The organism is Stieleria magnilauensis, from assembly GCA_007753675.1.
Lineage (GTDB): Bacteria > Planctomycetota > Planctomycetia > Pirellulales > Pirellulaceae > Stieleria > Stieleria magnilauensis.
Window position 1 is genome coordinate 461,699 of record CP036432.1, and the last position, 14,115, is coordinate 475,813.

Below are 14,115 nucleotides of genomic sequence, written 5' to 3' on the forward strand. Positions count from 1 at the left end.
CAGCAACGATCATACCCGTCAGCGGCAGGTACATTAATGCATTGCCGACCAGTGATTGCCAGAAAAACGGTGGGCAGGAAAACGGGAGTGTCGGGTAACGGGGCGACAAGAAAATGGCTGACAAGAAAATGCGACGCTAGTTGCCGGCATTCTGGACGCAGGCGAGGGTTTGTTCGGCGATCTCGAACTCTTCGTCGGTGCTGACGACGACGACTTTCACTCGGCTCTCGGAGGTTTGGATTTCGCAGATCGGTGGCTCGACCGAAGTGTTGCGCGCCGCGTCGATCGCAATGCCGAGTGATTCCAGATCGCTGCAGCTGCGGGCGCGGATCTCGTGTGAGTGTTCGCCGATCCCGGCGGTGAAGGCGACGGCATCCAATCGTCCCAGCACCGCGTGGTAGGCGCCCAAGTATTTTTTGATTCGATAGACGAAGATCTCCACCGCCAAGGCCGCCGCTTCATCGCCGGCGGATTCCTTCGCCAACACTTCGCGCATGTCGTTGGCCCCGCACAGTCCCTTGAGACCGCTCTGCTTGTTCAGCACCTCGTCCATCTGGTCCAAACTCATTCCGGACTGTTTCCCCATCTGGATCAGAATCGCGGGATCGAGATCACCACAACGTGTTCCCATCACCAGACCTTCCAGCGGCGTCAAGCCCATTGAAGTGTCCACACTGACGCCGCCGCGAATCGCAGTGGCGCTCGCCCCGTTGCCGAGATGGAACACGATCGTGTTCACGTCGGCCAAGGGACGCTTGAGATGGCGTGCCACCTGCTTGGCGACGTAGGCGTGGGAGGTGCCGTGGAATCCATAGCGGCGCAGACCAAATCGCCGGTACCAGTCTTGTGGGACGGCATAACGATACGCAAAAGCCGGCAATGTCTGGTGGAAGGCGGTGTCAAACACGGCGACTTGGGGGACATCAGGAAACGCCGATCGCGCGACTTCCATTCCGATCAGGTTGGCGGGATGGTGCAGTGGCGCCAGTGGCACCAACTGTTTCATCGTCTCAATCACGCGATCATCGATCAAGGTCGGACCGGAGTAGGTTTCACCGCCGTGCACCGCCCGGTGGCCGATGCCAACCAGATGCCGGCCACCGGCAAAGCTTGCGTTTTCCGACAGCGCACGCCGAATCAACTCCATGCCCTGCTGGTGATCGGGAACCGAGACGTCGATCGAGCGCGACGGGGGTGTGGACGTGGACGCCGGAAACGACTGTTTCAGGCAGCTCTCGTCTTCGCCGATTCGTTCGACCAGCCCGGATTCGAGCGGGCCAGCGGAATCCATGTCAAACAGCTCGTACTTGATCGACGAGCTGCCGGAATTGAGGACCAGGATTTGCTTCACAATTCCGCTCCGTTGCGTTGAGCCTGGATCGCCGTGATCGCGACGGTGTTGATGATGTCGGTGACGGTGCAGCCTCGGCTCAAGTCATTGACGGGTTTCTTGAGGCCTTGCAAAACCGGTCCGATCGCCACTGCGTCGGCCGACCGTTGCACGGCTTTGTAGGTATTGTTGCCCGTGTTCAGGTCGGGAAAGATGAAGACCGTCGCGCGGCCGGCAATCTGGCTGTCGGGGAGTTTGGTTTTGGCAACGCCCAAATCGATCGCCGCGTCGTACTGAATCGGGCCTTCGATCAATAAATCCGCTCGGGCCTGGCGGACCAGCGCGGTCGCCTGCTTGACCCGCTCGACCTCTTCGCCGCTGCCCGATTGGCCGGTGGAATAAGACAGCATGGCGATGATCGGTTCGATGCCGAACACTTTTGCGGTGCCGGCGGAACTGATCGCGATGTCGGCCAGTTGTGCGGGGTTTGGCCTCGGGTTGATCGCGCAATCGCCGTAGACGAGGACGCGATCTTTCAAGCACATCAGAAAGACGCTTGAGACGATCGAACAACCCGGCTTGGTTCGAATCAGTTGCAACGCCGGACGGATGGTGTGGGCGGTCGTGTGTGCGGCACCGGAAACCATTCCGTCGGCGATGCCCTCGTACACCATCATGGTCCCAAAATAGCTGACATCCTGGACCGTATCGTGGGCCTGATCTTCGGTGACGCCCTTGTGTTGACGCAGTTGGAAGAATCGCTGTGCGAACGTTTCAAGGTAGGGATTGTTGCCCGGATCGATGATCTCGACGTCCGCCAAGTCAATTCCCAGTTCGTCGGCCAGCGTGCGGATTTTGAGCGGATCGCCCAGCAAGACAATCTCCACGACGTCACGCCGCCGCAAGACCTCGGTGGCCCGCAGAATTCGCTCGTCGTCTCCCTCGGGCAAGACGATCCGTTGGCGGCGGCGTTTGGCCTGTTCAATCAACTCGTACTCGAACATCGCCGGTGTGACGACGGTTGAGCGTGCGACGTCGATTCGCTGGGCCAAGGCGTCGGGGTCGATCGACGATTCGAACACACCCAGAGCGGCTTGGATTTTGCGATCGTTGTCGGGGCTGATCGCTCCTTCGACGGCCATCACGTTTCGGACCGTTTCGTAGGTATCGGTCTCGACGGCAAAGGTCGGAATCAACGGGCGGCGAATGCCTTCGATCAATCGGGTCACGCTGTCGGGAGGACGCATGCCACCGGTCAGTACAATGCCGGAAATTTTCGGATAGTTGTCCGACGCGACCGTGGCCAGGCATCCCAGCAGAATGTCACTGCGATCCCCGGGAGTGATCACCAGCTTGCTTTCCTGGACCCGCTCCAGAAAATTGGGCAACTGCATGGCCGCGACCGAGATCGTCAGGATCTCTCGATTCAGATCCGCTTCGCCGTCACGAATCGGGACCGCCCCGAGCGCCTCGGCGACCGCGCCGACGGTGGGGGCTTCCAGCGTCGGTTCATCGGCGACCACGAACACCGGATCGTCGTAGTTCCAACTCTTTTGCACCTCGCTCCGCACCGCTTCCATGCGTTCGGCCGCGACGCGATTGACGAAATTGGCCATGACCGTGCACCCTTCGTCGACCATCGCAATGCGTGTCGCATGCAGGGCACCGCGGATGCTTTCGGGGGACTTGTTTCGTCCCGACAGCACGTTGACAACTGGGGTCCCGAGATGGGTGGCAATCTGCGCACTCAGATCGAACTCAAACGCGGAGGTGACCCCTTCAAAATCGGTGCCCTCACAGAGCACAAAATCGGAGCGTGATTCGATCGCCTTGTACCTTTCCAAGATGATGCGTAACAGCACCGACAGTCCTTTCTCGGTCGCGATCGCTTGTGCGTCATCCGAGGTGACCGCATAACTATCTTCGTAGTCTTGATCGAGCGAGTACCGATTGAGCAGCAGTTCGGTATCGTTGTCGCGTTTGCCGTGGCTGCGAATGATCGGGCGAAAGAAACCCAGACGCTCGACGCGTCGCGACAACAGCTCCATGATGCCCAGCACCACGAGGGACTTGCCGCTGTCGGGTTCGGACGCAGCGATGTAGAGGTTTTTGGCCATTGAATTCGATCCGGATGCGGCGATGACGGTCGCGGTTTCAATGGTTTTACCGCGTCACCGTCGACGGCAACATCGGGTGTTGCCGATTCCTGTCCCGTCGCACCCTGCGCCCTCCACGCTCTGGCGCGAGCGTGGCGACGTCGAAGTGGCACGATCCGGTTACAGATCGACCCAGGTGGATCCGCTGGCGGAACTGTTGACCGCGGCCTGGATAAAGTTCATTCCGTTGAGTCCGTCTTGCACGTTGGCGTACTTGCTTCCGTCACAGCTGAAGGGTTTGCCATCGTTGTAGGCTCGCACATCTTGCTCGAAGCAACGATGCAGGCGTGCATAGGCATCGTGGAAGGCTTCCGGGTGACCGGCCGGGATGTTGGGCTCGGCCATCAGTTCCTCCGGCAAATCGCCGAGGAATCCGTCGTTGGCCGAAACCGCACCGCGGAAATACGTGCGGTCCGGCTGATCGGGCAACAAGATTTTCAGCTGTTCGGGGAATTCCTGGTCCCAGATCAACGTGCCCTTGGTCCCGTTGACCTCGATGCCCAGATCGTTCTTGTGGCCGATGGCGATCTGTGACGCGCGGACGAGCGCCTTGCCGCCGTTGGACAGTTCGCAGTAGGTCGTGAAGTGATCATCCAGCAGCCGCCCACCGACAAAGGTAACCAGGTTGGCCTGGACCTTGGTGACATCGAGTCCGGTGACGTACCGCAATTGCATCAATGCGTGCGTTCCGATGTCGCCACCACAGCAACTGATCCCGGACTTTTTGGGATCGACACGCCACTCGGCCTGGGCGACGCCCGCATCTTCGGTTCGCCCGGCCAGCCAGCCCTGCAGGTAACGTGAATCGGCCCAACGCACCTCGCCCAGCAAGCCGCTGGTGACGATGAAGCGGGCGAACCGGCTGGTCCAGTGACCGAGATAGGTGTGCGCGACGCCGAAGGGGATTTTGGCTTCTTCGACCGCATCGACCAACTGCTGAGCTTCGTCGAGATTGAGCGTCAGCGGTTTTTCGCAAAACACGGGAATCCCCGCACGGACGCATTTAATCGACGGATCGAAATGGACATGGTTGGGCGTGACGACGACGACATAGTCGACGCGTTCGCCGATCGGTTTCTTGGATTCCGCCTCGATCATTTCGTCATAGTTGGTGTATCCCGTGATCGGATAGTCCCAGTTGGCCGCTTCCTCCAAGGCCACTTTGGGATCGGGATGCAGTGCCGCGGCGACCACGCGCCGGGTACCGTCGAAATGGATCGCGCGTTGATGCGGTTGGACGATGAATGCACCACCGCCACCGCCGATCAAACCAACATTGAGAGGTCGTTGACTCATGAAATTCGTTGCCGTTTTACGATTAGAGAGGAGTCTTGTTCGTTGCCCACCGATCTTGGGGGCTGCTAAGTATAGGGCTTGGCGACGACGGTCAACAAGCCACCGGGGCGATCGAGTTTCATCGGCAACGACTCGATTTTCGGTTGAAGTCTTGCTGCAAGTCGCCATCGACGCAGCCGAAACAAATCGCGGGGAAAGTCGAACCCTGGGTAACCAAAGTGAAATTCTTTCGATGGTCCCTCAAAAATTCGATACAATCGAGGTAGGCGATCGTCACCGACACTGGTGGGGCGTGTCAGTCTTTCCGGCTTCGAATCGACGATTGCTCGCAGCGCAGAGGGGATCGAACGAAACCACCGAACGATGAGACGCCGAAATGAACCTTTTTAATTTCAATCTGCCATTGGCTCAGGACGACGGAGGAGGCGGCGTCGTCGGCTTGCTGATTTTGGTGATCCAACTCGTGATCATCGTGGTTATTGTTGCCGGGCTTTGGAAGACCTTTGAGAAAGCCGGCAAGCCGGGCTGGGGAGCGATCATCCCGATCTACAACGTGGTCCTCCTGCTGCAAATCGCCGGCAGACCGATCTGGTGGATCCTGTTGCTGCTGATCCCGTTGGTGAACTTCATCATCGCCATCATCGTCTCGATCGATATCGCGAAGCATTTCGGAAAGGGCGTGGGGTTCGGGATCGGGCTCGCCTTTCTCGGCTTCATCTTCTACCCGATCCTCGGATTCGGCGATGCCAAGTACCAGCCTGTCGCAGCGACTTGATCGGAGGCCGAAATCAATGGCCCGATGCGGGGCTTGGCCGACACCGCTAAATCGACATTGACGGGCGCCAGATCGCCCCGGGCGCTCGCGCGAACCGGCTGATGTCAATCGACGATTAGCCGTTTGGCGCAAGCCTACGGGCCCTGCCCTGGTCAAAACCTTGTTGATTTAGCAGTCGCGGGGCATGGGCTGGTCGCTATTTTTCACCCGCGAGCGCTTCGGCGATATTGACCAGGTGGTCGCGGACGCGTCGGTAGGCAGCCACCATGCGGTTGTACGAGACCAGCGAGCGAACTTCGAGCTGCTCTTCGGGCGGTTTAGAAATCACTCCCTTGTACAGCGACTTGGCATGCTTGGTGATCGACTCGCCGTGCGGAAGGGCTTCAACGGCCCCGCCGGCGTGGCCGAGTTGCTCGTAATAGTGGCTGACGAGACTCAGGTAGTCGGACACCATCGTGTGCAATTCCATCAGTTCCTGTTGCTGATCGTCGGGCAATCGCAATTCGTGTCGTTCCAGGTGGCGATGCGCTTTGACCACCGTTGCGATGCAGTCGCTGATCGATTCGTATTCGTCGACCAATCGCAGCTGCCGACGGGATTCGGCGACCACATCATGCGGTACATTGCCTACCAACAAGTTGGACATGAAGGTGACGATTTCGTTCTGCATGACATCGAGTTCTTCCTCCATGTCCAGGATTTGTTTGCGCAGCTCCTTGCCCGGGCCGTCGATTTCATGCAGTTCCTTTAACCACGCCATCATCTGCTTGCAGGCGTTGACCATGCGGAGAACTTCGACACGGGATTGCTCGACGGCAACGACAGGGGATTCGAGCATCCGAACGTCGAGATTGGTCAGATGTTCTTCTTCGTCCGACAACCTTTTTCGGTCGGGGACCACCCGTCTTAGTGCCGTCGCGATGTATCCGGCCAGCGGCAAAAACACAATCGTATTGGTCACGTTAAAACCGGTGTGCGCCATCGCAATCGCCGCTGTGATTTCAGCGCTAGAGATCACCCCCAGCGTCATGTCCGCGCTGGTGTCTCCCGCGACGACATAGCGAACCAGCATCAGGTAAAGGTGGAACACGGCGGTGATCCAGGCAACGCCCAAAACGTTGAAAACGATATGGAAATAGGCCGCCCGTTTGGCGTTGGTGTTGGATCCGAAGGAAGCCAACCACGCGGTGATGGTCGTGCCAATGTTCTCACCGAGCACCAGCGCCGCCGCGGTTTCAAAATCGATCACGCCGATCTGGGCCAGGCCGATCGTGATACCGAGCGTGGCCGAAGACGATTGCACGATGAAGGTCAGGACACAGCCGACCAGTGCGCACTTCAAAACGCCAAGGTAGGTGTCTGCATCGAAAGCCTTGAACCAAGCCTCGAACTCGGGCAACTCTTTGACGATCGCGAAACCGTCTTTCATCAGTTCCAAACCCAGGAACACGAGCCCCAGGCCCATCACGGCCAGGGCACAGTATCGCAGCCGATCACGCTTGGAAAACAGGTAGAAGAACGCTGCGGCGCCGGCCAACGGCAGACCGTATTTTCCAATTTTTAGAACCAGGATCCAGCCGGTGATCGTGGTCCCGATGTTTGCCCCCATGATCACGCCGACCGCTTGGGTGAGTGTCATGAAACCACTGTTGACGAACCCCACGACCATCACCGTCGTGATCGAACTGGATTGCACCAGCATCGTGACCAAAACGCCGACCCCGGTGGCCATCAAGCGATTGTCCGTGATGATGCTGATCATCCGCCGCAGCCCATTGCCCGCGATCGCCTGCAGCCCCTCAGAGAGGTTCTTCATCCCCAGCAAGAACAGCCCCAGTCCACCGAGCACCGTGAAAATCAACTTCCAGTAATCGGGTTCCCACAGCTCGACGTAGAACTTGGTGTCGACGGTTTTTCCCGAGGCACTCGTCGCCCGCAGCAAGACCTCACGCTTCTTGGCCGTTTTTCGTTGCCAATTCAATTGAAGCCGGTGTCCCTCGACCACCGCCTCGGCAACATCTTTCTTGCTCCGCAGGACTTCGATTTCGAATGGTTCGTCGCCGATCTCGGTTTCGGCAAAAATTTTTGATAAATCGATCAGCGTGGCAGGGGATCCGAGAAACGCTTTCTGGTCCGGGATCAGCTTGATCGTCAATCCGTCTGAGTCGCCCGGAATGTCGGTCGCCGGGTCGTCCGAGACAGTCTCCGATGCGCTGTCCGATGGACTGTCCGTCTGCGGCGCGGCGACCACTGCGCGGGCGAGTTGACCGGCAAGGATTGCCGAGACGAGCAACGCAAGACCAACGCCCCTCCAACCCCGGCAAACCGATCGCAAGCGTTTGAGAAACCAACGAGCCGTTGAATCGAGAGGGAGGAGCCGACCGAAGCTGTTTTTGGGGTTGCGCGTCACTGTCATGCTACGTTGTGGGCGAAGGCCGAAGAGCCGGTGTGGTTGCGACGAGGTGGTGGCCAATTAACCCGTGCGTATTCGCCCGCCGTTCTGCCGACAAGAGCGTCCGAACGGACGACGGGCCAAATTGCGATGAAGCTTGTGCTAGACTCACGGCAATTTCCTGGAAATCTTAATCTCTTATCGGACCGCTGTGTTGCTGGCTGAAGTCACATCCGACTCGTTGCAGATCGGGCCTCTTTTGATGGGCTTGCTCGGCGGATTGGCATTGTTCCTGTTCGGGCTGGAGCAGATGTCCGATTCGCTGAAGTTGATCGCCGGGGACGGTTTGAAAAAACTTTTGGCGGCGCTGACGACGAATCGTTTCACCGCGGCATTGGCCGGTTCGATCGTGACGGCAATCGTGCAATCCTCGTCGGTGACGACGGTGCTGGTGGTCGGTTTTATTTCGGCCGGCGTCATGACTTTGACGCAATCGATGGGCATCATCATGGGAGCCAACATCGGCACCACGATCACCGCTCAGCTGATTGCATTCAAGATCACCCACTACTCCCTGCTGTTGGTCGCGATCGGTTTTTTTACGCTGTTCGGGACGAAAAACGAAACCGTCCGACACTACGGCCACCTGATCATGGGTTTCGGACTGATCTTCTTCGGCATGCAACTGATGAACGACGGAACCGCACCGCTGCGTTCCTACGCCCCGTTCGTCGAAATGATGCACCAAATGGACGATCCGCTCTGGGCGATCGCGCTGGCGGCGGTGTTCACGGCATTGGTGCAAAGTTCGTCCGCGACGACGGGGCTGGTGATCACGCTGGCCGGCCAAGGGTTTATCTCCTTGGAAGCCGGCATCGCGCTGATTTTTGGTGCCAACATCGGTACGTGCGTCACGGCGGGGCTGGCATCGATCGGAAAACCGCGTGAAGCGGTGCGCGCGGCCATCGTCCATGTGCTCTTTAACGTTGCCGGCGTTGTCATCTGGTTCGCGTTTATCCCCCAGTTGTCCCAGATCGTCACGTGGATGTCGCCGGCAAGTCCTGAGCTGACCGGTCTGGCTCGCGTCGCCGCCGAGACGCCGCGTCAGATCGCGAACGCGCATACCGTCTTCAATGTCGCCAACACGGTCTTGTTGATCGGGTTGACCACTCCGCTGGCCTGGCTGGTCACGCGTCTGGTGCCCGAGAGGCTGGTGGCCAAGGTCGAGCCGGATCACGCCAAATACCTGGATCCGATCCTGTTGCAAACACCGGCCCTGGCGATGGATCTTGTTCGCATGGAACTGGGGCGATTGGGTTCCGCGGCGCTGCACATGATGCGGGGCGCGTTGGAGACCGTGATCCACGGGTCACGCCAGGAAATCGACGCACTCCAAGATCTCGATGACCATGTCGATGCGCTGCACGGAGCCATCGTGACCTATCTGGGGCGACTCTCGCAGGAGCAACTGACCGATCGCCAATCGGAACAGCTACACGACTACCTGGCCGTGGCCAATTATCTGGAAAGCATTGGCGACATGATCGAATCGAACCTGATTCAGGCGGGGCGCGAACGAATCGCGAACCATTTGACCATCAGCGAAGAGACCGAAGCGGTCCTGAAGGCGTTGAACACCGAGGTGATCTGGGCAACCGAACGGGCGATCCGATCGGTCGTCTCCGGCGACGTCGAGATCGCGCAAGAAGTCTCCGCGGCGAAATCGACGATCAACGCTCTCTCCGACAAGGCCGAACGCCATCTTTCGTCCCGTCTGGCGGCGAAGGCACCGAATCGATTGGCCATGTATCGACTCGAATCGGAGATCATGGAATACATCAAACGGATGTATTACTTTGCCAAACGTATCGCCAAAATCACCATGGTCGATCAGGCGGAAGGTGTTGTCCTGCAACAGCCGGAAGCTATGGAACGGGATGAAGCGGCGATTCGTGATCACGACCCCGTGGTGTAACCGCTACGTCACTGACCGACCGGGTCCGACAAACCGATGTCGATCGGTTCGGCCTGGTTTTGGAAGGCCTGAGTCCAAGGGATTTCGAAGCATTCACAAGCGTTGGTCGAGCTTGGTAATTGCCGTGTGTGGTCTGGTTTCTGGTGTTTGAAATGATCGATCTGTTTCGCGCGTGCATCCAGTTCGGCACGCAACGGTTCGATCCCAAAGGGCACCGGGTCGGTCGGCGTTTGATTGATTTGTCCTTGAAGGATTTGATTGACGCAGTGCTCGCGAGCCGTACCGATGCTTTGGTCGAGGATGATTTGCGGCGTGATGAAGACGAGCAATTCGCTCTCACGCGTGGTGGCCGAACGGTGCCGAAATAGTTTTCCGATGTAGGGGATCTTGCCAAAACCGGGGATGGAGCTGCGTTCTGCAATCCGCGTGCGTTGCCGCAGACCGCCCAACACGATTGTTTGATTGTTGGCGACTCGAACGGTGGTTGTCGTCTCGCGTCGGTCGATGATCGGTGCGTTGTCCGGTTCGCTAAATCCGGTCAACAAACTGAAACGCGGATTGACGACCAACGCGATCGTGTCATCGTCGGCAATGTGCGGCACCACGTTTAACGTCACGCCGGCCTCGCGGAATTCGGTCGTGCCGATGGTGCCTCCCTCCAGCCCTTGCGTCAATTGTTGATAGGGCACCTCGGTCACGATTTGAATTTCCGCCTTCTCATGATTCATCACAACGACGTTCGGATCGGCGAGCAAGCGAGAATCGCCGGCGGTGTCGAGCGCTTGAATGATCGATTGAATGTTCATGTAGCGATTGAGGCTGGTCAGGGTGACCACGCCGTTTGCGCCTGTGGCCAGCGGCGACGTGACGGCATTGATCGCAACCGATTGCGCCGCGGCGCCGGTCGCGGCGGAGATGGACGCACTGTTGATGCCGGAGTTCCAATTCACCCCCAGTCGTTCCAGGTCATCGGTGCTGCAGTCGTAAATCAATGCCCAAATCCTGACCTGCGGGCGGGGCTGATCCAACTCGGCCAGCGCCAACGCGATCCGCTGGACATTGGCTGTCTTGTCGGCAACCACGACTTTGTTCTCGAGCACGACGGCCGTGGCTTGTCCACTCTCGCTCAACAGCGGTGTGATCGCTTCGGTCAAGATGTCTGACGCAACGTATTGAGTTTGAAAGACGCGGACGATGTCCCCGTCTGGGGAAGTCAAATCGCCATCGAGCACCCGCTGCTGAACGTTCGCCGAGCGTTGCTCCTTGCGATATCTTGCGGCCGCGGTCTCCAAGGATTCCAGATGCCGCCGCACGGTGTCGATGCGTTCGGGATAATCGATCACGACGATCGAGTTGCTTGATTCGACGCCATGGGCTCGGCCCTCGGGCGAAAGCATCGATTCGATCGACGACAAGACGTCACCGGGAGTGCAGTGCACCAAGCCGATGACCTGGGTTTGAAAGAGCGGCAATTGATCGCCCAGATTTGCCAGCGGAACGATCGCCAGACTGCTGCCGACGACACGGTAACCATACCCCCGCGTGATCAGCAGAGAATCCAAGATGTCATAGACAGCCGTGTCGGCGAACGACGCATTGACCGTTCCGGTGACTTCATTGCCAACGACGATGTTCAGCCCACTGACGTCGCGAACGGCAAACAGGGCTTCCAGCAATGTGGCGTCGCGGAGGTCCAAGCTGAATCGCTTGGACAGCTTTTGCTGGATCTCCGCCGAGACCTCTTTCTTGACCGACAGATCGGTCTGTGCGGAAGCCCCACCCATCAAGCACAGAGACAGCGCCAGCGCAATCGCCGACGCCAATGGCCATCGCGATGCCTTGATCCGCCTACGTTCGACTTGAACACACGTGGTGTGGGGATCCAAAATACCTCTCCGTGGAATGGTCCGGTCTGGTGCGAAAACACCGATCGGCGCGTCTGAGCATCCGTGCCCACCTGCTCAATCGAACGTCTCGGCAAGGTTGAACAAAGAAATCTCAACGTCCAAGATCAAATGTCCGTCATTGCCCTCACGCTGCAAGGTCATGTTTGACGGTACGGCAAAACGGTCCAGTCGGGTCAGCGCGATTGTGAGCTTTGTAAGCTCTGCGAGACTTCCTCCGACGGACAACGTCAGCGTCCGTGTCTCCAGCATGAAGTTCGTTTCTTCGGCGTCACGCGCGACGTCTTCATCGAAGGGATTGTCGTTGACATGCCAGTGGCGAATCACGGGGTGGCTCATCGTCAAACGCCTCACCCGACAGCCCATCTGCTGGGCCAGTTTCGTCACTCGCTCGCGGACCTGTGCGGCCGCGTCGCCGTCAAGCATCTGGTTGCTAGCATTGGGCTTCGACTCGACTTCTTTGAGCTTGGCACGCAGCAGATCCAGGTTGGACAACGAGTAGGAGATCTCGCGGAGTTCGGTGTTGTACCGCGCCACCTCGGCTCGGCTTCCGGTGTAGTGGTCCCAGGCGGGGATCACCAACAGCAAGGCCAGCACGACGGCGGTCGCCCATACGATGGTGCCGCGGCGCGGATGATCGAGAAACGCTTGGACGAATTGGTGATCCACGATCAAGTACCCCCGACAGTGGTCGATGCAAATCGGATGGACGATTCCGGTTGCTGCTGCGGCTGGACGATCGCCGAGACTTGGAATCGAAATTGGGCGCCGACGCTATTGCGAGTCGCGCTGGTGGATTCGAGCGCGACGTGCGAAAACATCCCGGTCTGTTTCAGTCGATCGATATAGGTGTAGACGGCTTCACCGGAGTAGCTGGCGCCGCTGATGCGGACGGTCTCATCATTTTCGATCCGCACGGATTCCAACCAGGATCCCTGGGGAAGGCTTCGACCGGCTTTGAGGAACACATCGGCCCAGTCACGTGTCGGAATCCCGGCGGCCAGGGCGTCGACCTGTTCGGCTCGCTGCATCCGCCGCTGCAGGGTCAAGCGAATCTGGTTTCCCTGAGCGTTTTGCAGCGTCAGCGTTTCGATTTGCGCCTCGGTGCGGAGCGCCAAGCGACGGGTGTGTTGGCCCATCAGAAACAGTGCCAGGGCGATCGATGCGGCCAGCGTGATGGGCCAGGTGTACTGGATCAGTGGAATCCATTGAACTCGACGTCCGGTGCGCAAGGTGGACACCAAATCGTTCGTTTCTTCGGCAAACCTTGCATCATTGTTCAGCCGCGCCAGTCCGATCGCCGCGATCGTACCGGAGTCTTCCGAGATTTCGCCTTGGACCTGAAACCCTTCGCACAACTCTTCCATCGGAAAACGTTGGCGGCGCAGGATCGAAGGTTCATCCAGACTTTGATCCAGCGATTCGTGGTCGGAATGTTTTTGGGTGACAAACAACGTCGACAAGTCGGCCGACGCGGTGGGCAATTGGGCATGGATATAACGCCGCAAACACTTCAGGTGTCGCTGGACGATCGATCCATGGGTCACCGACGCCTCTGGAATGGCCGGACGATAATCCAGCAACAACCGGCCTTGGTAGGAGATGCCAAGGTCAACCCGGCCCAACTCTTCAACCATAAACAAGACCGGCTCTTGGCTATCTTTTTCATAGGCGTGCAGGATTCGGCACAGGACCAACATGCTGTGTTCCAGATGGGCCAATCGCATCCCGGCGGACTGGACCGCCGCGGCGATCGCATCGACCATCTGCCGAATCGCGATCGTGACGCAGACACGTTTCCGTTTGGCGTCGATGCGATGGGTGCTCTGGCAGCTGACCTTGCTGCCCAATCCCATCCCGATATAGCGTTGGGTCCGGTGCGTCAGTTCGCGAATTTCGTTGTCGACTTCTTCGTTGTCCCCGGCGACCACGCGGGTCACGCAGGGGTTGCCGCCCAGTCCGACCGTGACGGCTTGTCCGCCGAGGTTGTATTTGGAGGCCAGTTCGTTGAGTGCACCGGTGAGTGTGTTGTCACTCCAGTCACCATGTCGCGGGCCACTGTCGGCGGGAAACGCGATTCGCTCGACGATCAGCTTCGATTCGCCGCCCGATTTTTCGACGACTGCGATCGCGATGCCCGACGGCGAGACATCCATGCCGACCGTTCGGCTGACGCCTTTTCGTCGATCGCGACGGACGCGCCGTCGCGGGGACTGTCGTCGTTCAACCGTTGCGGGTTCGCGATCCGCGGCCTTCAATAAATCGCTTTGCAGTTTGCTTGCCATGG

9 protein-coding genes are annotated in these 14,115 nt (G+C 58.7%); 2 read left to right on the top strand and 7 right to left on the bottom strand.

The annotated features are described in order from the left end of the window. Positions 1-136 precede the first annotated feature (136 nt). The 3 genes from TBK1r_RS01745 to TBK1r_RS01755 all read right to left on the bottom strand — a co-directional run bounded on the left by TBK1r_RS01745 (position 137) and on the right by TBK1r_RS01755 (position 4,782). Entirely contained in the window at positions 137-1,351 is a 1,215-nt protein-coding gene (locus tag TBK1r_RS01745) for an acetate/propionate family kinase (protein ID WP_419580866.1), read from the bottom strand. Beyond that, positions 1,348-3,447 carry a phosphate acetyltransferase gene (gene pta, locus TBK1r_RS01750; RefSeq protein ID WP_145207245.1) on the bottom strand — a complete coding sequence of 700 codons (2,100 nt, stop codon included), beginning with the start codon at positions 3,445-3,447 and terminating at the stop codon, positions 1,348-1,350. Before pta ends, TBK1r_RS01745 begins: the two co-directional genes overlap by 4 nt. 159 nt (positions 3,448-3,606) lie before the next feature. Then, positions 3,607-4,782, bottom strand: a complete 1,176-nt coding sequence (locus TBK1r_RS01755; RefSeq protein WP_145207246.1) for a Gfo/Idh/MocA family protein — start codon at positions 4,780-4,782, stop codon at positions 3,607-3,609. A 376-nt stretch (positions 4,783-5,158) separates the two neighbouring features. Between TBK1r_RS01755 and TBK1r_RS01760 the strand changes: the two genes are divergently transcribed. Next, positions 5,159-5,557, top strand: coding sequence for a DUF5684 domain-containing protein (locus tag TBK1r_RS01760; protein WP_145207247.1), 399 nt, complete (start codon positions 5,159-5,161; stop codon positions 5,555-5,557). A gap of 196 nt (positions 5,558-5,753) precedes the next feature. Here the strand turns inward: TBK1r_RS01760 and TBK1r_RS01765 are convergent, their stop codons facing one another. Further along, a complete protein-coding gene (locus TBK1r_RS01765; protein ID WP_419580868.1) occupies positions 5,754-7,850 on the bottom strand; it encodes a Na/Pi cotransporter family protein in 2,097 nt (698 codons plus the stop codon). A 313-nt stretch (positions 7,851-8,163) separates the two neighbouring features. On the opposite strand from TBK1r_RS01765, the gene TBK1r_RS01770 reads away from it, so the two are divergent. Then, the gene (locus TBK1r_RS01770; protein WP_419580869.1) at positions 8,164-9,924 is read left to right on the top strand and encodes a Na/Pi cotransporter family protein; all 1,761 of its coding nucleotides are present in this window, start codon (positions 8,164-8,166) and stop codon (positions 9,922-9,924) included. An 8-nt stretch (positions 9,925-9,932) separates the two neighbouring features. Here the strand turns inward: TBK1r_RS01770 and TBK1r_RS01775 are convergent, their stop codons facing one another. The 3 genes from TBK1r_RS01775 to TBK1r_RS01785 all read right to left on the bottom strand — a co-directional run bounded on the left by TBK1r_RS01775 (position 9,933) and on the right by TBK1r_RS01785 (position 14,113). Continuing rightward, a complete protein-coding gene (locus tag TBK1r_RS01775; protein WP_419580870.1) occupies positions 9,933-11,810 on the bottom strand; it encodes a hypothetical protein in 1,878 nt (625 codons plus the stop codon). Positions 11,811-11,885: 75 nt separating this feature from the next. Next, positions 11,886-12,497 (bottom strand): hypothetical protein, encoded by a 612-nt coding sequence (locus TBK1r_RS01780; protein ID WP_145207250.1) that lies wholly within the window; start codon positions 12,495-12,497, stop codon positions 11,886-11,888. A 2-nt stretch (positions 12,498-12,499) separates the two neighbouring features. Next, entirely contained in the window at positions 12,500-14,113 is a 1,614-nt protein-coding gene (locus TBK1r_RS01785) for a PilN domain-containing protein (RefSeq protein WP_419580871.1), read from the bottom strand. Between the last annotated feature and the right edge of the window lie 2 nt (positions 14,114-14,115).